Source organism: Mesorhizobium sp. WSM2561, from assembly GCF_000513915.1.
Classification (GTDB): domain Bacteria; phylum Pseudomonadota; class Alphaproteobacteria; order Rhizobiales; family Rhizobiaceae; genus Mesorhizobium; species Mesorhizobium muleiense.
Genome location: NZ_AZUX01000064.1, coordinates 1 through 22283, shown reverse-complemented (window position 1 = coordinate 22283; position 22283 = coordinate 1). Strand labels below are relative to the sequence as shown.

18 protein-coding genes and 3 pseudogenes are annotated in these 22283 nt (G+C 59.2%); 10 read left to right on the top strand and 11 right to left on the bottom strand.

The features are described 5' to 3' along the window. Positions 1-654, top strand: a 654-nt coding sequence (locus M727_RS0130795) for a TCP-1/cpn60 chaperonin family protein (protein WP_027155795.1), incomplete at its 5' end; no start/stop codon positions are given. 340 nt (positions 655-994) lie between these two features. Here M727_RS0130795 and M727_RS43895 read toward each other — a convergent pair. Beyond that, the gene (locus M727_RS43895) at positions 995-1480 is read right to left on the bottom strand and encodes a cold-shock protein (protein ID WP_280944195.1); all 486 of its coding nucleotides are present in this window, start codon (positions 1478-1480) and stop codon (positions 995-997) included. Positions 1481-2140: 660 nt separating this feature from the next. Between M727_RS43895 and M727_RS0130785 the strand changes: the two genes are divergently transcribed. Then, positions 2141-3550 carry an NAD-dependent succinate-semialdehyde dehydrogenase gene (locus M727_RS0130785; RefSeq protein WP_198032729.1) on the top strand — a complete coding sequence of 470 codons (1410 nt, stop codon included), beginning with the start codon at positions 2141-2143 and terminating at the stop codon, positions 3548-3550. Between the two features lie 546 nt (positions 3551-4096). Here the strand turns inward: M727_RS0130785 and M727_RS0130780 are convergent. The 4 genes from M727_RS0130780 to M727_RS0130760 form a co-directional block, all read right to left on the bottom strand. Then, positions 4097-4411, bottom strand: a complete 315-nt coding sequence (locus M727_RS0130780) for an antibiotic biosynthesis monooxygenase (RefSeq protein ID WP_027155793.1) — start codon at positions 4409-4411, stop codon at positions 4097-4099. Between the two features lie 961 nt (positions 4412-5372). After that, complete coding sequence (locus M727_RS42030) at positions 5373-5708, bottom strand: hypothetical protein (RefSeq protein ID WP_156941703.1); 336 nt, start codon at positions 5706-5708, stop codon at positions 5373-5375. Positions 5709-5915: 207 nt separating this feature from the next. Then, a complete protein-coding gene (locus M727_RS42025; RefSeq protein ID WP_156941702.1) occupies positions 5916-6440 on the bottom strand; it encodes a hypothetical protein in 525 nt (174 codons plus the stop codon). 146 nt (positions 6441-6586) lie between these two features. Beyond that, positions 6587-10651, bottom strand: coding sequence for a helix-turn-helix transcriptional regulator (locus tag M727_RS0130760; RefSeq protein WP_036264069.1), 4065 nt, complete (start codon positions 10649-10651; stop codon positions 6587-6589). A gap of 240 nt (positions 10652-10891) precedes the next feature. Here M727_RS0130760 and M727_RS0130755 point away from each other — a divergent pair, with 240 nt between their 5' ends. Continuing rightward, positions 10892-11503, top strand: a complete 612-nt coding sequence (locus M727_RS0130755) for a type IV toxin-antitoxin system AbiEi family antitoxin domain-containing protein (protein ID WP_027155790.1) — start codon at positions 10892-10894, stop codon at positions 11501-11503. Beyond that, the gene (locus tag M727_RS38270; RefSeq protein ID WP_051505817.1) at positions 11500-12423 is read left to right on the top strand and encodes a nucleotidyl transferase AbiEii/AbiGii toxin family protein; all 924 of its coding nucleotides are present in this window, start codon (positions 11500-11502) and stop codon (positions 12421-12423) included. Before M727_RS0130755 ends, M727_RS38270 begins: the two co-directional genes overlap by 4 nt. A gap of 735 nt (positions 12424-13158) precedes the next feature. On the opposite strand, the gene M727_RS38265 is transcribed toward M727_RS38270, so the two are convergent. Further along, positions 13159-13860 (bottom strand): DsbA family protein, encoded by a 702-nt coding sequence (locus M727_RS38265; protein ID WP_051505816.1) that lies wholly within the window; start codon positions 13858-13860, stop codon positions 13159-13161. Positions 13861-14267: 407 nt separating this feature from the next. Beyond that, a complete protein-coding gene (locus tag M727_RS43890; RefSeq protein WP_280944194.1) occupies positions 14268-14393 on the bottom strand; it encodes a hypothetical protein in 126 nt (41 codons plus the stop codon). Between the two features lie 855 nt (positions 14394-15248). On the opposite strand from M727_RS43890, the gene M727_RS42020 reads away from it, so the two are divergent. The 3 genes from M727_RS42020 (at position 15249) to M727_RS0130710 (ending at position 17815) form a co-directional block, all read left to right on the top strand. Further along, positions 15249-15509 carry a hypothetical protein gene (locus M727_RS42020; protein ID WP_156941701.1) on the top strand — a complete coding sequence of 87 codons (261 nt, stop codon included), beginning with the start codon at positions 15249-15251 and terminating at the stop codon, positions 15507-15509. A 60-nt stretch (positions 15510-15569) separates the two neighbouring features. After that, positions 15570-15752, top strand: coding sequence for a hypothetical protein (locus M727_RS44070; RefSeq protein ID WP_027155789.1), 183 nt, complete (start codon positions 15570-15572; stop codon positions 15750-15752). A 761-nt stretch (positions 15753-16513) separates the two neighbouring features. Further along, the gene (locus M727_RS0130710; protein WP_036264055.1) at positions 16514-17815 is read left to right on the top strand and encodes an alkyl/aryl-sulfatase; all 1302 of its coding nucleotides are present in this window, start codon (positions 16514-16516) and stop codon (positions 17813-17815) included. A 7-nt stretch (positions 17816-17822) separates the two neighbouring features. On the opposite strand, the gene M727_RS43885 is transcribed toward M727_RS0130710, so the two are convergent. Together M727_RS43885 and M727_RS0130700 are read right to left on the bottom strand one after the other, a co-directional pair. Beyond that, positions 17823-18191: a LysR family transcriptional regulator gene (locus tag M727_RS43885; protein ID WP_027155787.1), complete on the bottom strand. Its 369-nt coding sequence runs from the start codon at positions 18189-18191 to the stop codon at positions 17823-17825. A gap of 103 nt (positions 18192-18294) precedes the next feature. Next, positions 18295-18918: a helix-turn-helix domain-containing protein gene (locus M727_RS0130700; RefSeq protein WP_027155786.1), complete on the bottom strand. Its 624-nt coding sequence runs from the start codon at positions 18916-18918 to the stop codon at positions 18295-18297. Between the two features lie 44 nt (positions 18919-18962). On the opposite strand from M727_RS0130700, the gene M727_RS0130695 reads away from it, so the two are divergent. The 3 genes and pseudogenes from M727_RS0130695 to M727_RS0130685 all read left to right on the top strand — a co-directional run bounded on the left by M727_RS0130695 (position 18963) and on the right by M727_RS0130685 (position 21666). Next, a complete protein-coding gene (locus M727_RS0130695; protein WP_027155785.1) occupies positions 18963-19652 on the top strand; it encodes a B3/4 domain-containing protein in 690 nt (229 codons plus the stop codon). 188 nt (positions 19653-19840) lie between these two features. Further along, a pseudogene (locus M727_RS43420) lies at positions 19841-20187 on the top strand (ATP-binding cassette domain-containing protein); the annotation flags it as partial. A 255-nt stretch (positions 20188-20442) separates the two neighbouring features. Then, positions 20443-21666 (top strand): aminotransferase class I/II-fold pyridoxal phosphate-dependent enzyme, encoded by a 1224-nt coding sequence (locus M727_RS0130685; RefSeq protein WP_027155783.1) that lies wholly within the window; start codon positions 20443-20445, stop codon positions 21664-21666. 49 nt (positions 21667-21715) lie between these two features. Here the strand turns inward: M727_RS0130685 and M727_RS40910 are convergent. Both M727_RS40910 and M727_RS42770 read right to left on the bottom strand, forming a co-directional pair. Further along, positions 21716-21900 (bottom strand): annotated as a pseudogene (locus M727_RS40910) (VWA domain-containing protein); the annotation flags it as partial. A gap of 74 nt (positions 21901-21974) precedes the next feature. Beyond that, a pseudogene (locus M727_RS42770) lies at positions 21975-22283 on the bottom strand (PLP-dependent aminotransferase family protein); the annotation flags it as partial.

Below are 22283 nucleotides of genomic sequence, written 5' to 3'. Positions count from 1 at the left end.
GGTGCCGGCAAGAAGGCCGAGATCCAGGGCCGCGTCGCCCAGATCAAGCAGCAGATCGAGGAGACCACCTCGGACTACGACAAGGAGAAGCTGCAGGAACGTCTCGCCAAGCTGGCGGGCGGCGTTGCCGTGATCCGCGTCGGCGGTGCGACCGAAGTGGAAGTCAAGGAAAAGAAGGACCGCGTCGATGACGCCCTCAACGCGACCCGCGCGGCCGTCGAAGAAGGCATCGTTGCCGGCGGCGGCGTCGCACTGCTGCGCGCTTCGGCCAACATCAAGGTGACCGGCGTCAACGCCGACCAGGCAGCCGGCATCAACATCGTTCGTCGTGCACTGCAGGCTCCGGCCCGTCAGATCGCGGCCAACGCCGGTGCGGAAGCATCGATCGTTGCCGGCAAGATCCTCGACAACGCGAGTGCGACCTTCGGCTACAACGCCCAGACTAGCGAATATGGCGACATGATCGCCATGGGCATCGTCGATCCGGTCAAGGTCGTGCGCGCGGCTCTCCAGGATGCGGCCTCGGTCGCCGGCCTGCTGGTCACCACCGAAGCCATGATCGCGGAAGCTCCGAAGAAGGAGTCGGCTGGCGGCGGCATGCCTGGCGGCATGGGCGGCGGCGGCATGGGCGGCATGGGTGGTATGGATTTCTAATTCAACCTATCAGCCTTCAGATCCGGAAAGGGCGGCAGCGATGCCGCCCTTTTCCTTTTGCGTTTTGTCGATGGGGGCTAACCGTCATAGTTATGGCAGCTCCATCGAGGGGGCCCGTAGACCCTTCGCTGATGCAAACAATTTTTTGTGCATTGCAATATATTGCTCGATGGGTATGGTTTCGCTGTCGGCCATCTACTCTTCCCAGATGCGATGCCGGCTTTGAAATGCAGCGCACCTCCTCCCGCGCTGTTTTCGATATCGGCCCGCTGCTATTTCCTCCCGGCAGCGGGCCGTTTGCGTGAGCGATAGGTTTCGCCCGATGGCCCGCGTGCTGGCTTTAAGCCATGCGGATGCTCTGGACTTCCAGGCCCTTCTTGCCCTGCCCGCATTCGACAAGCACCTTTTGCCCCTCCACCAGCCTGCTGAGGCCAGAGCGGACCAACGCCGTGGCATGAACGAAGACATCCTTCCCGCCATCTTCAGGAGCAATGAAGCCGAAGCCCTTTTCGGGATTGTACCACTTGACTGTGCCCGCGCTCTCGATCGATCCGCCCGCTGCAGGGACGGATCCTTCAGAACCACGGACATGTGGCGAAGTTTTCGCGGCCTCGCCAATCTCCAGCACCTGGGACACCTGAGGACCCTTTGGCCGCTCTTCGACAGTGACCTTGAGACGCGCTCCCTCCGAGACACTGCGGTTTCCGGCTACCTCTAGTACTCTGCTGTGCAGATAGGCATCCCTGCCGTCCAAGAGTTTGACGAAGCCAAATCCTTTGCTCGCGTCGAACCACTTCACCTCGGCGTTTACGGGGTCCGCGATCACAGGTGGCGGCCGTTGAAAATAGCTAGGCTCGGGAGCCCGTTCGGAAAAAGAATCGGGCTCGTCCTCATCTCGATCCCGGCGTGGTTTGCGATGGTCTCTGTATCTGCTCATGATCGTCTCGGCTGGCATAGCGAAGGCTTACGCCGCTATATCTCTATCGGGCGACGCGTTTGTGTCAAATGTCCTTGATGGCGTAAAGCTCCTCTGTCGATACAATCCACCTGGTTTGTAATCGGCTGCGGATAACGGCCATGGGTCGTCACGGGCCGGTGTTCGGTGACATCGATACGGCAGATGCTGTTCCCGATGGATCGCCGCATCGTCAAAACCATCGCCTATCATGACAACTTGTCAGCCCCAATGGGCCGAGAACGGTAGACCGCTCACGACCTCTGCAACGCGGAGCTCAACAGGCGTATTTTTTTCACTCGCTGTTGCGCCGCGCCTCCTTTGCCGGAGTGGCAGCTTTTTCTTCCGGCTGTAGATTGACGGTGGGTCTACCCGCCGTCCATCCGAGGCTCTATGTGAAAAGCGCGACGTGCGGGATAGACATCGGCGACCTGTTAATCGACACCCGTGTTGAGGAAGCCGAAATTGCCTCTATGCCTACCGTTGACCCGCCACCTGAAAGCCTCGGACCTGTTCGGCGCGATCGACCATATGCCATCGCCTGCGGGACCGGCTAGCGAGGGTTCGTTTAGGGTTTTCAATCCATCGACCGGCGAATTGCTGGCTGAGCTTCCCGACATGGGCGTCGAGCAAACGCGAGCCGCGATCGACAAGGCCTATGAGGCGCAGCCTGCATGGGCTGCGTTGACCGCGCGGGAGCGCAGCGACATACTTTGGCGGTGGCACCAGCTGATCATTGACCACGCAGACGACCTCGCTGCAATTCTTACCGCAGAGATGGGCAAGCCGCTTGCCGAGGCAAAATCGGAGGTGTCGCATGCGGCCGCGTACCTGCAATGGTTTGCCGAGGAGGCCAATCGCATCTACGGCGAGACGATCGCAGCGCCATCGACAGACCGCCGCATGCTGGTGATCAAGCAGCCGATCGGCGTTGTTGGCACGATCACGCCATGGAATTTTCCAGCCTCGATGGTGGCACGCAAGATCTCGCCGGCCTTGGCCGCGGGCTGCACAATCGTGCTCAAGCCCGCTGAGCAGACCCCGCTTGTTGCGGGCGCAATGTTTGCCCTCGCCCACGAGGCTGGCTTTCCCGAAGGCGTCGTCAACCTGATCTTCGCTTCCGAAGGCGATATGATTGGCCGTGAACTGTGCTCCAATGCCAAGGTCCGTAAGATCAGCTTTACCGGCTCGACCGAGGTCGGCCGGCTGCTCATGCGCCAGTGTTCGGATCAGATCAAGAAAGTCAGCCTCGAGCTCGGCGGCAACGCGCCTTTCATCGTCTTCGACGATGCCGACCTCGATGCCGCAGTGGATGGTGCGATCCAGGCCAAGTTCCGCAACGCCGGTCAGACCTGTGTTTCCGCGAACCGCCTTTATGTGCAGGCGAGCATTCATGATGAGTTTGTCGTCAGATTCGTGGAAAAAGTCCGCCACCTTTCGGTTGGCGACGGCTTCGATCCGGGCGTGGCTATCGGACCGCTGATCGACAGGCATGCCTTAGCCAAGATCGAAACCCATATCGCGGATGCCGTCCAAAAAGGGGGCACGGTTGAATGCGGGGGCAAGCGCATCGGCAAAGTGGGCACGTTCTTCCAGCCGACGGTGCTCACTGATATCTCCAGCGCAATGGCCATCGCGCAAGAGGAGACATTCGGGCCGTTGGCTCCGATCATTCGCTTCGAAGATGCAGAACAGGTCATTCACGAGGCCAACGACACGATCTACGGACTTGCCGCCTACTTTTATGCGTCCAATCTCAAACGTGTCTGGCGCGTGGCCGAGGCGCTCGAATACGGAATGGTCGGAATCAACACCGGCCGAATGTCCTCGGAAGCGGCCCCCTTCGGTGGGATAAAACAGTCCGGCATCGGACGGGAAGGCTCCCGTCACGGGCTCGAGGACTACCTTGAAATTAAATACCTGTGCATGGGCGGCATCTGAGCACGTACGAAGGAATTGGCGCACGAACTCTCTCAAGCCCTCGGCCAAAGATATGGCGGCTGCGCCTGAAAGATGGACGGTTTAGGCGCTCTTGCGCTGCCGAACGGCGTCTGTCTTCTGCGGAAGGTCGGGCGTCTAGAGCGTAGGGTGCACTGTGAGGCCCGGGTGGGTCGTAGCTCAGTCTGGCTTTTGGCCCGAGCGATATGTTATTTTCGGTACCAGCCGTTCGGACTCCGGCCGATCGAGGTCGATCGACAAATTCCGTTCGCTCCGCCGCGGTCACCCGCACGACGTCGGCCAGCACTATCTTTGGCTTGCGATTGAGGGGACCGGTCGAGCGACTTGGTGCAGCCACATGGAATAAGACCAATGCGCGCGTGGTCGCGGCCTTCCCGGTCACCTACATGGATCGGCGCGCTTGAACATCGGCCGATATCTACGCGGCCGAGGCGGCAAATGCCGAGGCAGGCACGCAAGCGCGCGGCGCGATCGACGGCCGCGGCGGCAATGCCAACCTGGTGGCCGCTGCATAGACTAAGTCGGTACTTACGCGCCCTCGAGGACGGAGAAGCCCTCGAACTGCGGGTGACCGAGGTAGTGGACTTTCGTCGTGTCGAGATTCCTGTGGGCGGCGAGGAAATTCTCCGATCTGGTCCAGGCGACGAAATCGTCGTGGGTTGCCCACACTGTGTGCGAGGCAAACAGCGTGTAACCTTCGGTCTCGCTGACCGGGCCGCGCAGCAAATGGAATTCTCGGAATCCCTTCATCTCGGCAAGACTGGAACCGCGGTTTTTCCAGACGGCCTCGAAGTCGGCCTCCGAGCCGTTCTGGACCTTGAAGCGGTTCATGGCGATGTACATGGCGGTTCCTTCATTCCGGATGTTGTGGTTGGCGTTGGAGCTTGACCTGTTCAAAATGGGCCGGCTTTGGCCTCCAGCGAAGCAATGTCTTGAGCCCCAGAGCTACACGTCACGACCTTGGGGATTAGGTGGCATGAACCGTCCTAGCGCGAGGAGCAGTCCGTTATCGCCTTCGCACCGCAGCGTCTCATGGCCTCTCTTGCAAGCCCACTACGCTTTCGACCTGCTCGCGATCGTCGAACTCCGGACGACCCTGTGTTTCCATGCGAAGCAACCCGCATCAGCTATACCCGTCCCTGGATGTTTGCCCGCTGTCATGTTCGTTCGCCTGCATTTTATTTCATCGAGGCGAACACCTCGCCTAGACGCGGCGAGCCTCGCTGTGTGCCAAGCAACCGTCGTGCCATCGTAGAGGTGGTGGGAGAGGACCGGATATTTCGTGACGCGCGGGGTGAAATACCAGCGCGTCGGTGTGTCGGGTCTCGGACATAGACGTTACCGGACCCGGCTGGATGTCAGAGTAAGGGATGCAATTCGGCCGCGCCAAAGCCTCATCGCGCCTTTCAATTCAGAGAACCTGAGATCGGCGTCCGGGTAAGGAAAGAAAGCAAAGCAGCGGGCACGGAGACCTAGCACCTAAGAAAGCTACGCGACCGACTGCCAGCTGGCGGTTGGCACCCAAATGGCAACAGTCACGAAACCGCTCTGCAGTCCCTGGCGGCCGCCGTGGTCGGCCGTCGCTGGCTTGCTGATGGCGCAGATCTGGGTGCTTGGCATCGCCTGGAGGATTTCGGAGCTCGAGCGCAACCGCCGCTGGGGAACCTTGTTGCGCCCTTGTGTGCAGATAGCCCCCTTCGATCGCCATATTAGTCGAGGCCGCAAAGCTCCAAAAACCCGTTCGTGAAGCGAATGCCACTCCCATCACGTTCAATGCCTGGGTCGTAGGTGAAGACCGCGATATCTAACTTGGCGAGGCGGCGACAACATCTTCATGGGGGCGTCCAGGTAGGAGAAGGATCCTCTCATGCCCCGCGATTGCCGGTATCAACGCTGGATAAAGATGCAGCTGCCCGGCGCCTGTGTGAATGTCGGCAGCAGTCGCTCCCGATTTGATCTCTATCAGCAACGGACGTTTCCCCGGCCGCTCGACGGTTGCATCGACTTCGTAACCGAGCGAATGGCCTGGCTTTTCCATCTTGATATCCCGTTCTAGCAGCCGTTCCTGCAACGCGAGCCATACAAATCCCTGCTTTCGGGAGACGATCTTTTCCTCTTGGGGCCCGGTTGGTCCGATCACATAGGTTCCGCCCTTCTCGTCGGCACCAAGCCGGTAACCGACATCTTCGGCTCTCGGTGTAGGAGAACTCGTAGACCTTGCCAGTGCGCAGGCTCGCACGGAACCGCCCTGTCATTGATCGATTAAGATCTGATTTCTCGTCGAGCGCAGCCACCAAGAACCAGGCCCGCTCGATTCCAGTTGGCGATACTTCGACATTAAGCGGCGTCAGCCCCGTCCTTGATGCGAACGCGGAGGTGAGACTCCCTTCTCGGTCTCGCCGTTCTTCCGAAGTAGGCCTTGCCTCAGAAGATAAGAACGGCCCTGTGCATCAACGGCCACCGCAGAAAGCGCATTCGGGTTTCCAGTCTGTCGAGCTTCGTTGATCTCGACGGTCCAGTTCTTTCCTGACGGATCATGACCGAGTTCCGTCCGAATTCCATCGGGCGCCTCGATTACACGAACGACAAACGGGCCATCCGGCACCCGTCTAATAGCTTTACGAGCGATTGACCCCTCGAGTACTGCCGCGCGCCAGCGGTCGAGTTGGCGTCGGGTTGCATGAGGGTCGATCACAAGCCGCAGCCTCGTCTGGGCGAGCCCGATACGGTTTGCCAGCTCATCGTAGCCTGGATAGAAGTTGGCGATCGCTGCAATGGAGGTCAGGTGACCGCCTCGATGATAGATTTGAAATTCATAGCGCCACAGACCCAAACGGCCTTCAAAATTGATTGGAACCGATACCAGCCCCATTTAGACGCGCGCCTGCACTGGGTCGATTTAGGAGTGGCCTGCACGAGTTGGTGAGGAGTAGCGGAGAGACCAGTGCGGAAATCGATGTCCATTACCGAGCTCGTCGACAAAAAGACGACCTAGCGCTCAAAAGATCGAGAGCGTGCCTAGGTTCTCCAGTCGATCCGCTCGGCGTCCTCATCATGCCGACGCGCTTCCGCTTCATATTCATCGCCGAGGGTCCCAAGCGCCTTGGCCGTGCGCGGATAATCGTAGGCGATCGCTTTCGCCCATGTTCGATATTTCGCCGCCTCCAGGCGTTCGAGTTCTCCGCCGTCGCGCGGCAAACGCGTCGTGACACCGCGGCGATTGCTCTTGCCGACAACAAAACCATCGATCATCGGCTTACTGCGAAAAAGATCTATCGCCTCGCGCACCGATTCAGCCGGCCAATTGCCATCTGAGCCGATCGGCGAGGCTGACAGGAGATTTCCAATTCGACTGTCGGCGATGTCTTCTCGGCCGACCGCTTTGGCAAGTGCCCTGGCCTGCTTTATCCAGGTCTCGAGCGCCTCGCCGTCGATAGTGCCGTCGCCGCGTGTTCCAGGAATATAGTTCCAAAGCTCCAGCAGCCGATAGGCCTGCGTGGCGACGGTTTGCGCGTGCTTGGGGTCTTCGGGTTCAGGCTCAACGATACCGCTTTCCTCGCTTGCCCTGAAGGCTGCGCTCAGCATCTCGACGAACAGTGATGGTTGTTCCGAAAGTACCCTGAGCAGAACCTTGGGGCGCCGCCGCGAATATTCCAGGATCCGTAGATATCTCCACTCGAGCTTAGCCAGAACATTTCGGTCGGCATCTTCGCGCTCGTCGAGAGCCTCTAGGATTTCAGCCACATCGTGCTGCAGCATCGCCGCCTCGTTGGGGTCGCCGGTGTCTTCGAATGGCTGACGTGAGGTCTCGTCCAGCATCTCGACCAGCAACTCGGACGGCAGGTGGGCCTTGTTTCCGCGCCGCGCGAGCGTCAGGGCGTGCCGGGCACGTCCAGCGCTGATCAGCTTGCGGATCGCGTAGGTGACGTCGTCACTATCCTCGTCGATCCAGAACGCTGGTGCGCGGCGCCAGTAAGTTGCTTCGATTTCGCCACCGATCAGGGCAATCCGATCCCAAGTCCAACGGGCAACAGGAAGCGCCCGAAGGATCGTAAGCAGCGCTGTGTCACCCCAGTTCTCGGTCAGGGCCCTATCGATCAGGGCGTTTGCCCAGGCTTCCTTCCGATCCCGAAATAGTGAAACGATGAGACCGTGGGCCACATCCCTCTCGTGCCCATCATCGCTTCGAACAGCCGATGTCAGCAGCCCCTCGATATCGGGGTACGGCAGACCGACATCGTAGAGAGCCTTGCCAATATAGCCCGGGATTTCGCTCGCTCGCGCCAGCGCAAATACGGCGGGGAGCCCGCCCTCGGCGTAGAGCGCCTGGGCCGCCTGCTGTCGCGCGGCGTCGATGTCGCGCTGTTCCGTCTCCCAGCCTTTGGAAGAAGGCTTGGGCAGTTGAACGGTTTGCTTGAAGAGCCAGGCCGTTCGCTCAAACGGATCGGTGGGCGCGAAACAATCGTAGATGGTCTCCAATCTATCGAGCACTAGGTCCGGCAAAGACCACTCGGCATCGGGAAATTGTCGATGATGATGGAGCACATCCCGCAACTTTTCCCAGAGGGACCGGCGATCCGCCTTTTCGATGAAACTTACCTCGGCCGCCTCGAGTGCTGCCAGAGCGGGTTCAGCATCGGGCGCCAAATCGCCCAGCCGGTCGAGCAGATCCGGCCAGCGTGCGGAACTCAGGCCCACGTCGGCAATCAAGCGCGTGCTGATAGCGGCCGCCCCGCGCCCAATGAGCGCCCATGTCACTGTCTCTATTTTGTCGACCGTAAAATCGCGCCAGCGCGGCACAGAAGTTGGAAATGAGGTATCGTGTCCACGCGGCAGGATGCCGAGCATCAGCTTCCATGCCGCATCCGGCTCCTGCTTGCGGATCAAATCAAGCGCGCGAAGCCGCTGGTCCAGATTCGCGTAGGTCTGAGGTATCCACAGACGGTGAATTTCGCGCAAGCTATTTGCGGGCCCATTGGAATAGCGACGCGGCTTGGTGTCGATGGCGTCAAGTCGCGCCAAGAGGTGAGTTACCCTTGGCAGATATTCAGGCGACCAAGCCAACGACTCCAGCGCCCACATCAGGTCGGAAAGATATTCAGTCCCGACGAACCCACCTCCATCGTGGCCAAACAGCGAAGCTATGGCAGGTTCGTGCTGGTCGAGACTTTCTTCAATGGCGGCGAGAAAAGCCTGCGGCGCGGCTTCCGCGAGAAGTCGGAAGTCGCTCGACAATGACCACCACCGCCTCTGATCCGCGTTTTTAAGGAGCCTGCTTACTATGTTGTCGGTGCGCCGCCCCGCGTCGGGCCCGGCCCGCACCCGATCACCCCAAAGCGCCAGCAGGATAAGAACCTGACCGATGCCATTGCGCAGCATGCCCGAGTAGTCGCGATGGATGCCGCGAACCCCCGCCATCCAGCGCTCGTCGGGATCCATGTCGAAGCGTGGATCGGCGGACGCCAGAACCGCGTAGGCTGCAGCCTCGAAACGCTTGATGTCCGCGCTCGTCAGATGATGCGCAAGCAGCATCCACGCATCGGAGGGGGAGGCAACGCGCCAAGTCGATCCGACCTTCTGCAGCGGGCTGTCGAGTTCCCCGATATATGCTGTCAGGTCTCCGATAAAAGCCTCATAAGGAGCGTCCGCGAGTTCTGAGAGGCGCGCTCGATCTGCTGCGGAAGTCTCATCCCATCCCCCCGCTAGGAGGGCGGTGAGCAAAGCGCGAGATACCGGTTCCCTGGCCCATTTTGGCTGACGGCCAGGGGCGCCGGGCATCAGGCGGCGAAGGACGGCGAGATTGCGCGCACAGTCGCGAGCGAGCGCTTCTGCCCGTTGCTCGGTTATGCCGGCAGCGCTCAACGCACTGGCGATCCCCTCGCGCGACGGTCTAGTGAGCACACGCACTTCGCCGCGCGCGACAGGACGATCATCATAGGCCTGCAACACATAGTGGCCCCGTGTTGCAAGAACGTTGGCCAGTCCTGGCTCGGGTTCAGTCAGAAGCAGAAGGAGGGGCGCCGGAGCATTAAGAAGAGCCCTGGCCGCTTCGGGAGCGGTCGCCACCAGGCAGCGGGCGCGATAGGCAGCAGCCACATCATCAGGCAGTTCACCGAGTGCGGCATGGAAGAATGCAACCACCTCATCGGCGGCGGTTGCCTGCAAGGAGAGAACGGACGGGACTCCCCGAAGCCAACGCAGAACTTCCGCAGCGTCCTCGTCGCGGTCACTGAGAACGAGGTCCGTTGTCAACGGCCGCTCCGTAGCAAGCGACCATTCTTCCCAAACTTCCTCCAGTTCTCGGGTTCCATTGGGTCGCTTTCCCAGCCGCGTAGCCAACCAAAGGCCGACCGCCGGCGCCTGCTCGATCCAATGGACGAGATCATCAGCGTCGTAGGCGCGAACCTCTTTCCACGGGCCTTCACTCTGACACGCTTTGGCCCATTCGTCCTTCCCGGGCCAGTGGCGCGGAGTAACGAAGACGAAGGCGGCGCTGGTGGGGTCGAGGGGAGAAGGATCGCTCGTCCGCTTGCGATAGTCCTCATTCGCTTTCTGGACGATATTGCTTCGCTGAGCGCCAATTTCCCACCCGGCTTCACCCTTGGGTACGTAGGGACTGGGGGTATCGGCCGAAGTAATTCCATCCCAGCCTGGATAACGAACCCCCTCATCCGAAGGAAAGCGAAGGTGGACTGCTGAGCCGTAGGTGGCGCGGATCAGATGTGCGAGAAGCGTCGGAAGGCTGATGGCTCCGTCGTTGCGGTTTGCCCAGTTTGAAAGGTCCTCGGCGCTGACCCATCTGATTGGGATTGCAGGTTGGTCGGAAGTGGTAATGATGGGAACTTCGGGCCCGATCACAGCACCAGTGGCGAGGAACCGAATGCCAGCGCCCTCAAGAGCGCCCCGGATGGCTTGGGCGTTGTTTGCTACAGGAGTTCGTTGACCGCGCTCAAAGTCAGCGACCGTCGAGGTCGCCACACTGGCCGCCTTGGCGAGATCCTGTTGAGACCACGCCAGGAGCGCACGGGCTGCCCGGACGTGTTTGGGCGTGAGGTCACCAGGAGGAGAGCTTGACGAAACCATGGTCATAAGAAATATATGACATCGATTAAAATTCCAAGCTGTTATTTTTTGTTGGCGACTTTTTGAATTTGTCTTCAATTGGTAACAGCCGTAACTACCCTCGCCGAGCGAGCCCCACGCCTCTGATCGGAGGCTGCCGTATCCACGGCGGCTCTCGAAGAGGGCATTAGCAAATTAGAAAACGTGATCCTGTTATTTTTTGTCGGCACCTGCCCTATAATCTTCTACAAAAGATAACTAATGACCGACCACCATATGACCTTTCGTGAACGCGCTCTTAGCCTGACCAAATATCTCGGGATTGCGCGCGCCCGTGACTTCAAGGCTGCCGGCATTCCCCTAGTGTATCTAAGGCGCCTGACCGAGGCCGGCGACCTGGTTCGCCTCGGTCGCGGCCTCTATCAAGATCCCGATCGCGTCGGGGAGGATGCCGCGCACGATTTGGCGGAAGCCAGCCGGCTCGTGCCTCACGGAGTGATCAGCCTGATCAGCGCACTTCGGCAGCATGGGCTAACCACTCAGCTGCCTCATGCAGTTTGGATGACCATTCCACACAAGGCCCGCACGCCGCACAAAGGCCTCCGGCTCGAAATCGTCCGCGCAACCGGTGAAGCGCTGACTGCGGGCGTAGAGCATATCCGCGTCGAAGGCGTTGACGTGCCGATATACGGGGTAGCGAAGACTGTCGCCGACTGCTTCAAGCACCGCCGCAACGTTGGTGAGGACGTCGCCATCGAAGCGCTGCGCGAATCTCTGCACCAACGAAAGACCACACCGAGCGAACTGATGAAGTTCGCCGCTATCGATCGCGTCGTCGGCCGAATGGAGCCTTTGATCAAGGCGATCCAGTGACCGCTAAGATCGTCAAAAATCTGGATGTTTCGATCAGAGTCCGACTGCTCAATCATGCCAGGCAACACGGTGATGACTACCAGCGCGTCCTGACACGCTACGCAATCGAACGCCTGCTCTTTCGCCTCAGCAAAACCGAGGCGGCCGCTCGCTATGTGCTCAAGGGCGCCATGCTGTTCGCCACCTGGCCGGAGCACGTATTTCGGCCAACCGGGGATCTCGATCTGCTCGGCGAGGGCAGTCCCGACCCCGTATCTATCGCCGAACTGTTCGTCCGCATCTGCCAAGTTGAAGCGCCCGATGACGGTATCAAGTTCGACGCAGACAGCCTCAAGATCGAGCCAGTTCGCGAAGCCGACAAATATCAGGGTGCCCAGCTAAGTCTGACGGCGGACTTGGCTGGCGCGAAAATTCACGTGCAAGTCGACATCGGCTTCGGCGATCATGTCTATCCGTCGCCAAAGCGAGGAACCTTTCCCAGCCTGCTGCCGAACCTGCCGGAGGCAAGCGTGCTGATGTATCCCCCCGAAACAGTGGTCGCGGAGAAGTTCGAGGCCATGATCCGCTTTGGGGAAGTAAACGGCCGGATCAAGGACTTTTACGACATCTGGGTCACGACCCGCATCTTTCCCTTCGACGCGTCGAACCTTGTCGAAGCGGTCATCGGCACGCTTCGGCGCCGAGAGACTGCCATCCCCACCGTAATGCCCGTTGGTCTGACAGAGGCTTTTGCAGCGATTGTAGAGGATCGCGGTCTTTGGAGCGGCTTTCTTCGCCGCAACCCACCGACTCTCAAACCGCCGAGCTTTGTGGAGCTCCAAGAAGAATTGCGACGCTTCTTCGGTCCCATTATCGATAGTCTTGCGTCCCCGGAGAATGCCCGCGGCCGTTGGAATCCCGATGGCGGAACTTGGCTCTAAGGCGCAGAAACACCTGCGGCCATCGCCAGTTTGCCTTCACTGCGCTCAACGCCCACAATTTGCCGGACGATAGTGATGGCGCGATCCCTCTGCGTCGCTTGCCGCCGCAGCCGAGGCGAAGAAGGGCGCCCGGAGTGGAGCACCTTCGAAGGAATGGCGACTTCGGGGATCTTCGACCACAGTCATGAACGGCGCGAATTGCGCGCGAAGCGGTCAATGGCGATGCCACTTATCTCGAGAACGCGCCGACAACGATGCCACTTGAATTACCCGAGCTCGTGGATCGCCACGTTGGGAATGACCGCCTTGTCAGCACGCCAAGGGCCATGCTGTCGACCGCGTGGCGAGCTTGACGCCGACGGCGTCCACGTCGACCGAATCTGCTGACAATGAGGACTTGTAGGATCCCCCAGTAGGCGAAAACCCATGACGATCATCTTCACGCCGGCCGCGATCTGAAGCACGCGTCCGGCGCGCTTCATGCCTTTCTCTTTGGCGAGGCTTTCGGTGAAAAAACGGACGGAAGGATCGGAACATCAACGCCGCTGAACGGGTGCCGAGCTGTGCGATCCCGTTCGACGAGGTTGAGGAAAGCGCCGCTGAATGCGGGATTGCACGCTGCCGATGGAACGGCGTGGTGCGCCCACTACCGCGTTGCCGGGCCATATTAGCGATCTGGCCCGGCGCGAGAGCACTCATGGCCACAGAACGGAATTGCACCGGCCGTCACCACTGTCAAAAAAAGGCGAAGTGGTGATCCGGCACGGTATCGACGCTTAGCTTTTCCCGCGCTTTGGCGATTAAGCGTTCCAGCGCGGGAATCTCGGGCACCCCTCCGATCACTTCGTCGCCGAGAACCAAGGCCGGCGTGCCGGTGATGTACAGCTGCGTGGCGAGCTCGCGATTGCGCTCGAGGGTGTCTTCGATGGCGGGATCTTCCATGTCCCGCTTGAGCTTCTCAACGTCCAGGCCCACCTGTCGTGCGATAGTCAAAATGGAGAATTCGCTGACCTGGCCGCGAGCAGCCATAAGGGCGTGATGAAACGGCTCATATTTTCCCTGTTTGCGGGAGGCGAGCGCCGCCACTGCGGCGAATTTGGAACCCGGTGCCTTGCCCGGATACTCTTTGTAGACAACCTTCAGCTTGGGATCGTTCTTGAGGGCTTGCTGGATGATAGGGTCTCCCGCCCGGCAGTGCCGACAGTTGTAGTCCAAAAACATCACCAGAGGGACGTCGCCATTCGGGTTGCCAGCAGTTGGCGCAGAGGGATCGTTGAAGAGTGCGTCGCGCCGCTCCGGAATGAGCTTCCGCCAATCCGCCTCGAGCAGGCGATGGTTTTCGCGCTGGCGCAGGTGGTCTATAACAGGCGCTGCAAGCCCGGCAAGAAGCAGGGCCAGGATTAAAAGAGCGATATGGCCGGCTCTTGGTTCAGGCATGGGTCAGGCTCCAATCAACAGTGAACGGCAGGGCCGCAAAGAGGGCTTGCGGGCCGCGGGACTCGCGCTGCGGTTTGCAGGTCATAAGAATCAACATACTGTCTCCTGACCGGATCAAGGTGGGCTCCTCCCTCCCGGGCATCTCCCGTCGCTGCGCTCCGGTCGAACGTTGCGCCCATGGTCGCAGCAAGCTCCGTGCCAATTGCGGCAGCGCCGACAACCGCGCAGGTTTCCGGGTGGCCTCTCGCGCCGCGCTTTTGCGGATTCCAGCACTGGCTGCTGGCGAATACCCGCACATTCAACTCGGCGACGGACGGCGGGACCGGCGGCGGAATCCCCGCCGCGTTGCCCTGTCCGCTCATTCAGCGGTTGGCGGCGCAAACAGCGGCGCGGCCTCGGCCCACTGGTCAGCGGTCCGGAAAGCCGCCACGATCGCCATGGGCGCGGACCGGAACCGCCATCCGGGCGGCTAGCTTCCAGCGCGCCGTTGTGCCTTCGGACAAGACACGCACGATCTGCTTTTGCGTCTTCACCTTCTCCGAGACATGGCGTCGGCGACCTGCGTTTCAGCGATGTGCGCCAGCATCGCGTTGGCTACTTCCTTGTCGCGCATGCAGATCGAAGAAGGTCTCGTCTGGCTGCCACAATGCGCTCATGCCGACATTCAGATGGTTACCGCCTCGTTGGACCACGGCGCATCCGGCCCTCCAGCCACTCGCCATGACGATGGTGAGGGCGCACCACATCGTCGTCGGAGAGCCTCCAAATGCGGGCGAAGATTGGCGCCGTGGTATAGTCGCCGCCATTGCCGCCGGCTTCGCGCCGTCCTCATCCGGCGGCCCCAAACAAAGCCAAAACCTCGGGCCGTTTTCGGCTCGAGTTCCCGGGTCAAGCTTGAACGTCTCGTTCACGACGATCTGGCGTGAGCGACACCGTGGCGCCTGGCGTCGATGCTTCAGACGACGTTGGGCGCTGGCCACGCCTTTTCCGGCGGCGCGAAGCTGCGTGATCCCGTGTCCAAAAGCTGACAGCGGCAGACAAAATGTCAGGTTCACTACAACTGGACATCTGGGCACTGTGGAGGTTTTCACGGCAAATCGCGCTTGTTGGGCGCTGAGGTGCTGGCACGGTCTTTGTAAGTTGAGAGGTGGCAACACGGAACGAGGGTGACTGCACCCAAATGCGCAAGAGAAGCGATGCGCTCCCTCCCTTGAACCCGTGTACCCCCTCTAAGAGGGAAACAAGACCACAAAAGTCGCGCAACCGTGGGCAACAGCCTTGGGTCGCAACATGAAGACAATGAGCCGGAAGCATACGCCATCGGTTACGGTGGCGCAGTAATTTATTGCACAATTTTGACGACAGAATAAATAGAAAGCAAAACAAATATGAGCGCGGAAGGAAAAAAGAAGCGTGGTATCTCTGGCGTTTCGAATGCACGCAATATTGCATTCCGCTATGGTGGTCGCCCTTCAAATTTTAGTTTGGCGATAGGGCACACGACCCATCCGCGTCTAGGTGGCTCGCTGTTCCTTAATGCTATGATCCTGGGGCAAATGCTCCCAGGATTCAATCCGAGCGAACGAATGTTGAAGGCTGCCGACGCTTGTATTGAGGTGTGCCCCGTTCTTGGTGCGCCTTTCCTGTGAAGGAAGCGGAGAAACCGCATGACTTGAAATGGTCTACTCATCCGATTTGAGGGACGAGGAATGGGAGCAGATCGCCCCGCTTATGCCCAAGCCAAAATTTCTGAAGGCGAGTTCGCACCGACCAAGGCCTCAAGGTACGAGAAGGTGGCTTCGACCTTGGCGCGCAGTGCGGCGATCGTCTTCAGCGACAGCTCGTTGCTGACCGATTTCGCGGTTTCGGCGGTTGACTCGAGCGCCTTATGAGCGTTGTCACCACCGGATTTTAACTGGCAAGAGCTTCTTTCGACTGCTCGACGTTCTTTTGGGCAACGTCGCGAGACCGATCGGTGGCCTTGCCAGGGTCGATTACCGAAATTCGATCGTTTCGGCGTTTTCGCTGGACTTGTCGGTGGTGGTCTTGGACATTTCCTTAGCCTCCTGCCTGAAGATGTTTTCTTCCCCCGCGCCCAGCATACTGAGCCCATACGTGACAGCTGTATGTGCGCTCCAAAATACCTGCGATCCAAAGAATCAGATCGGAGCTTCGAACGTCCACTCTGTCCACGTTTGAATTGTTCTAGTCAGAATCCGCTGCCCCCGCGCGGTAGAGAAAGTTCATCCTATGGAGTCGGTCGTTAAGCGGACCTTGGCTGAGACCCAATTGGATTCCCACAGGCTCGACCTCGATCACGGAATCGGTCCTTATAAGTGATACGACCTTCATCAACCCAATCCTGAACGATGTTGATTGCCGATGAGAACTGACCCGGCAACTGGAGTGGAGGGTCAGTTCTCATCGGCAATCAACACGAGACCGACAAAACGAGAGAGGCCGTTCTTGTTCAGGTGGTAGTCTTCCGTGTCGCGATCAAGTCAACATAAAAAAACGCTGTTCTCGACGTCAATAGCGTGGTTGGACGTGGATTCTGTGGAATTTGCATGGCCCCCGGCTCAAATTCGACCGTCGCAGAAGTGTGTACTCACCAATACTGAGGCATCATGTCAGGGTCAGGGAGCAAGCGATAATGGTCGCATCAAATTTTGGTCTGTCGTCTGCATTCGCGGGTGAGTTTGCAGGGCGCGAACAATTGCGCAAAAGTTCGGCTGAGTTTCGGAAGGAGGTCATCGAAATCACCGATGGCGTCTTTGCCGCTGTCGGGTACTCGGCGAGCAATGTCACATTGGTCCAGGGTGACGGCGGTTCGATCATCGTCGACACGTCGGCAAACCTAGTGGACGCGAGGGCAATTGTAGACGTGTTCGGCGACCGCCTGACGCGCCCGGTCCGGGCGATCCTCTACACCCACAACCACCCGGACCACTCAGGCGGCGCGAAGGTGTTTGCCGGAGAGGAAAGTCCCCAGATTTACAGCCACCAGGCGCTGATAGAAGCAGCAGAGTTCGGAAGGGGTCCGCGCGACGGCGGAGACGTTTTCGGCACGACGCTGCCCGACCACCTCTTCATCAATGCAGGGACGCAGCTTGAATATGGCCGGGTGACACCGCACACACGGGAAGGCTTTCTGCCGCCGACGTGCACATTCAGCGGCGAGAGCGAAACGGTCGAGGTGGCAGGCGTCCGAATGCAACTCATCCATACCCCAGGTGAAGCTCCTGAGAACACTGCTGTGTGGCTCGCCGATAAGAGTGTTCTTATCCCGGGTGACGTCGTCTTGAAGTCTTACCCGAACCTCTCCCCGCTCCGCGGCCTTAAACTGAGGCCGCCCGAAACATGGATCAGCAGCCTGGAAAAGATGCTCGCACTGAACGCAACCTACATGGTGCAGGGCCATATGCGGCCGATTGTGGGCAGGGACGAGGTTCGCAAGGCCTTGACAGACTATCGGGATGGCATCAAGACCGTATTTGAGCAGACGCTTTCCGGTATCAAGCAGGGCAAAACGCCTGATGAACTTGTCCAAGAGGTCAAGCTATCCCCTGAACTCGCAAACAGTCCGTACCTGCAGGAATACTATGGCTGCGTCGCATGGACCGTCCGTGGCATCTACGCCGACCGCGTTGGTTGGTTTGACGGAAACGCGACGAATATTTCACCTCTGCCGCCCGCGGAGCGCGCCCGCAAGATGGTCGAGATGGCCGGAGGACCAGGGAAGATGCTTGCTCGGGCAAAAGAAGCGCTCGAGATGAAGGAGTTTCAATGGGGAGCGGAGCTGGCTGACTACGTCGTGGCACTCGACGCGGACAATGTCGCCGCCAAGGAGATCAAGGGCAAGGCGCTCACCGAACTAGGCGAACGCCAGGTAAACGCTACGGCCCGCAATTACTATCTCACCTCGGCGCAGTTCCTGATGAAGCACCGGAATTAAGCACCTTCTAAAGTGGTCTTTGGGTCGCAGCCACTCTGTCGGCAAGCCATGTGTTCCCGAACATCCGTGGGCAAGCAATATCCAGCCACCCTCCCCCATCCTCCAAATCCGATAGCCGCATTGCGGTGATCGAGATGTCTTGCAGTGCCCCGGAGACAGCCTTAGCGAAGATTTTTCTTGCATCGCTCAGGATCAGACCACGCCCGGCTTTGACAAAAAGCGCGCAAGCCAGAGCCTCTTCCAACCGTCGAATCTGATGGCTGACAGCGCTGTCGGTCAGGTGCAGTTCATTCGCTGCCTTGGTGAGGCTTTGATGTCGTGCGGCAGCTTCGAACGTTCTAAGGGTTGGAAGCGGCAGGCTGCGCAGATTCTCCATCCTTCGTCTTCGTTACCACATCCAAGGCATTTGCGATCTCATCCCGGTACAAGCGGCATCTTTTCAGCACTGCTCACATGCGGCCGACTGACAAGCTGACGTTTCAGAGTTCAACTCGCAGCCGCGTTCGTTGCAGTTCTGCCACTGCCATGATGAAGCGAAGCCGCTCGGTCCCGCAATTGAGATAAGCGTGCCTGTCCTCCGTTCGCGCCAACACCGACGAACCGGGTTGGATCACAAGGTCCGTGTCGGCCAGCTTTAGTGTGAGTTCACCGGTCTCTACGTTGATGAGTTCCAGCGTGCCGGGAGAGTGCCCAGGCGATTCAAATGTTTCGCCCGGAAACATTGTCCATCTCCAAAGCTCGATCATGTCGGGTCCTTGAGTTCCCACAAGCAGCGTGGCGCTTCCTCCCTTGGGGCCCCGCCACAATGTGGAGGCATCATGCGGCTGGACGATCCGGGCCGGCACAGTCGGCGCCACATTCACGAAGTCAGCGACTGACACTCCAAGAGCCGCAGCGGTTCTGCAGAGAATGGCTATACTCGGATTGGCGGTGCCCTTCTCGATCTCGACCAGCATTCCTTTGCTTACGCCGGATCTTCTTGAGAGCTCATCCAGCGTCAGGGCGCTTTGCCGCCTGAAACTCCTGAGGTTTTGGGAGACCGTCGCGCTAACGCGTTCGACATCAGCACCCGATTCGGTCGATATATTGACTTTGTTATCCATGGTCGATATTGTAGACCAAAATGGTCAATGAGAGCCAGAGGGACATGGTCGGTTTTCCGGTAATTGATAAAGAGATCGCGGATGTTGCTTCTGACTTCCGGGCAATCAGCGTCTTTGTCGATGCCAGCGGCGCCGAGAAGGGAACAATTGACCCCGAGATTCTTCTGGGTGCATGCGACTTCGTATCCTCCGGAGGGCCGGAGTGGGCAAACGCACATATGGCCAGTTGGGCCGAAGCCTATAGCCGGTTCGGCGCGAAACCAAATCGAACGCCATGTTCTGCTCAAGCTTTGAGAAAGCGGGTGGAGAAGGACGGCCGTATCCCATCGATCAATCCCGTGGTCGACCTCTATAACGCCGTAAGCCTGCGCTTTGCCATTCCAGTCGGAGGCGAAAACTTCGATGCCTATGTGAGCAAGCCAAGATTGTCGATTGCCGACGGAACTGAGGCCTTCGATACAGTCATGAACGGGGAGGCAATTGTTGAACATCCTGCCAAGGGCGAGGTGATTTGGCGGGATGATCTAGGCGTAACATGTCGTCGATGGAATTGGCGACAAGGTACACGTACCCGGCTAGACACCGTTGGCGGCCAAATGTGGTTCATATTGGAAAGCTTGGCAACGATGCCGGAGGAGAAGCTCGATGAGGCGGGCAACATGCTGGTTGGCGGTCTAAGACAACTAGCGCCAGGATGTGAAATCTACAAACACAAGGTCGCGGCCGGCCAATAATCAGCGGCCGACGAAACACCAAGAAAATCACGCACTCTGCGGCGCTGCAATGCTGCATGAGCGGCTGTTCGCGCGCAGTTCCTTCGGCTGATCAGTCGCGAAAACTTTTTCCACCCGCGGAAACGCGGCAATGGCGGAGCTTTGCCTGCAACCGCGCAGGCAACCGCCGACAGTCAAATGAGGTCATGATGCGCACCGAGACATCCACGCCCGCCCTGCTCGTGAAGGATGTTCATAAGACTTTTGGGGACCACGAGGTGCTGAAGGGCATTTCGCTCGCCGCGGAAAAAGGCGACGTTGTTTCAATCATTGGTTCATCGGGCTCGGGAAAAAGCACCTTCCTGCGCTGCATCAATTTTCTCGAAATTCGGCCCGCGGGACCTTCCAGGTAAACGGGGAAGAGGTGACGTTCTGTATCGGGCGGGACGGGAAATGCCATCCCGCAAATTGGCGGCAGATTGAGAGGCTCAGAAGCGGCCTTGGAATGGTCGTCCAGAGCTTCAACCTCTGGCCCCACATGACAATTCTTCAAAATGGGCGATACCGGAGCTTATTCTCATAGTGGCGCTGTACTATGCGGGAACCGATGGCCTGAACCGGATCCTCGCCGCCGCGGATCTAGGCCCGATCGAGGTCAATGGCCTTGTCGCGGAAGCCGCTCCTCCTCGTAACTGTCTTTTACGTTGGCCTGACCTTCGCAATCACTCAAGTTTTCCAGAAAATGGAAAACGCCGTTCCCGTTCAGCGGCGACACAGTGTTTGAACACTCAAGCAAATAAGAGGTTAATTTATGTCCAGACCAGACAAGCACAAGCTGTCGACGCTTTCCTTCAATACACTTTCGGTCCACGGCGGCAACGAGATCGACACGACGTCCGGTGCCATTCGCACACCGATCGTCATGGCCAATTCCTATGTGCTTCCTTACGATCCCTCCACAATGGATTGGTCCGACACCGAAACGCCCTCCTATACGCGCAATTCCGGCCACAACCAGATCTGCCTGCAGCGAAAACTTGCAGCACTCGAAGGCGGCGAAGAAGCCGCCGTTTTTGCAACCGGCGTGGCGGCGCTGCATGCCGTGTTCTTCACCTTCCTGAAGACCGGCGACCATGTGATCGTCGGCGATGTCACTTACGAAGCCGTGTGGCGCCTGTTTGCGGAACTTCTGCCGCAGCGCTACCAGATCGAAGCGACTTTCGTCGACATGGGAGACATGGAGGCGGTGAGAGCCGCCGTGCGGCCGAACACCAGGTTGATCCATACCGAGACGATCGCAAACCCGACTACGAAGGTTGCCGACATCGCGACGCTGGCCTCGATCGCCAGAGAAGCCGGCGCCTTGTTGAGCGTGGACTCGACCTTCACCCCTCCGCCTTTCTTCCGGCCGCTTGCCCTGGGAGCGGACCTCGTCATCCATTCCTTGACCAAGTACATCAATGGCCATGGCGATGCGATGGGCGGCGTCGTCATCGGCTCGAAGGAGCTCATCCGTCACGTCAAGACAGATGCCCTGGTCGATCTGGGAGGAACGATCTCTCCCTTCAATGCCTGGCTGATCATGCGCGGCTCGGTCACCTTGCCGCTTCGGCTCAGGCAGCAGTTCTCGACCGCAGAGCTCGTCGCGCAATACCTCGCCACCGACAAGCGCATGGCCTATGTCACCTATCCCGGCCTCGAAACCCATGACCAGCACCAGCTGGCGAAAAAGCAGTTCGCCGGCAAGGGCTATGGCGCGGTGATGGCGTTCGCGGTCGAGGGTGATCCCGATACCCAGAACCGCTTTGTGTCCAATCTGAAGGTGATCACCTCCGCCGTCTCACTCGGTCACGACGAAAGTCTGATCGTGCACGTGGGCGGCAGCGGCCGCGGCGGCTCCGATCGCTATCCGCCCAACTTCCAGAAGTACGGGCACCTGCGTCTTTCCATCGGCCTCGAAGACCCCGAGGACCTGATTGCGGACATCAGATACGCTCTCGATCAAACCTTCGGCTGTTCCTCGGAGCCGATATAAAATCGGAATCCACGGTAATCGCCGAGGGCGGCGATTACCCCTGCGCGGGCTCGGGCCGGGTTCTCGCATCGAGATAGCCATGCTCGGCGGTGGCATGGATGGTGCCGGCCAAGTCGAATTCTTCCTCGGCGCCTTCGCGCACCGCGCACCCAGCCGGCGCAGCCGCTTCAGCGCCACCTTGATGTTGCAGGTGCCGAGCTCGACCGCGTCGTCGAAGTTCCTGAACTCGCGCTTGAACGCGTCGCAGAACGTCCATGAGCTGGCGGATCAACGTCGGATTGACCCGTGCGGTCGGCAGCAAAGGTTGATCACCTGCGTAGCCGATCGACGGCGTGACTCAGCAAATGGATACCGCGCTCTATTTGGCGCACGTCCAAAGCTGCGTAGCCCATCACCAAGCCAACATGGTCCGGCGAGCCCTCGGACACGAGAGGATCGAAGAGTGGCATCACCGAGTAGACGCCAATGCCAGTCTTCCATGCTTTCTCGATCAGCTTGTCCGTCGCCGACCGAGGCAGTTCCCGGAGCCAAGCGACAATGTGTAGCCCCGCATTCTCTCCCGATACGCTAATGCGATCGCCAAATTTATAGTGAAGTGCGTTTAGAAGGGTTTCTCG

Excerpts from the sequence above, each read along its gene's own strand:
- M727_RS0130785 (WP_198032729.1), top strand. The coding sequence starts at position 2,141 with ATGCCATCGCCTGCGGGACCGGCTAGCGAGGGTTCGTTTAGGGTTTTC.
- M727_RS0130780 (WP_027155793.1), bottom strand. The coding sequence starts at position 4,411 with ATGTACATCGCCATGAACCGCTTCAAGGTCCAGAACGGCTCGGAGGCC.
- M727_RS42025 (WP_156941702.1), bottom strand. The coding sequence starts at position 6,440 with ATGGGGCTGGTATCGGTTCCAATCAATTTTGAAGGCCGTTTGGGTCTG.
- M727_RS0130760 (WP_036264069.1), bottom strand. The coding sequence starts at position 10,651 with ATGGTTTCGTCAAGCTCTCCTCCTGGTGACCTCACGCCCAAACACGTC.
- M727_RS0130755 (WP_027155790.1), top strand. The coding sequence starts at position 10,892 with ATGACCGACCACCATATGACCTTTCGTGAACGCGCTCTTAGCCTGACC.
- M727_RS38265 (WP_051505816.1), bottom strand. The coding sequence starts at position 13,860 with ATGCCTGAACCAAGAGCCGGCCATATCGCTCTTTTAATCCTGGCCCTG.
- M727_RS42020 (WP_156941701.1), top strand. The coding sequence starts at position 15,249 with ATGAGCGCGGAAGGAAAAAAGAAGCGTGGTATCTCTGGCGTTTCGAAT.
- M727_RS44070 (WP_027155789.1), top strand. The coding sequence starts at position 15,570 with ATGGGAGCAGATCGCCCCGCTTATGCCCAAGCCAAAATTTCTGAAGGC.
- M727_RS0130710 (WP_036264055.1), top strand. The coding sequence starts at position 16,514 with ATGGTCGCATCAAATTTTGGTCTGTCGTCTGCATTCGCGGGTGAGTTT.
- M727_RS43885 (WP_027155787.1), bottom strand. The coding sequence starts at position 18,191 with ATGGAGAATCTGCGCAGCCTGCCGCTTCCAACCCTTAGAACGTTCGAA.
- M727_RS0130700 (WP_027155786.1), bottom strand. The coding sequence starts at position 18,918 with ATGGATAACAAAGTCAATATATCGACCGAATCGGGTGCTGATGTCGAA.
- M727_RS0130695 (WP_027155785.1), top strand. The coding sequence starts at position 18,963 with ATGGTCGGTTTTCCGGTAATTGATAAAGAGATCGCGGATGTTGCTTCT.
- M727_RS0130685 (WP_027155783.1), top strand. The coding sequence starts at position 20,443 with ATGTCCAGACCAGACAAGCACAAGCTGTCGACGCTTTCCTTCAATACA.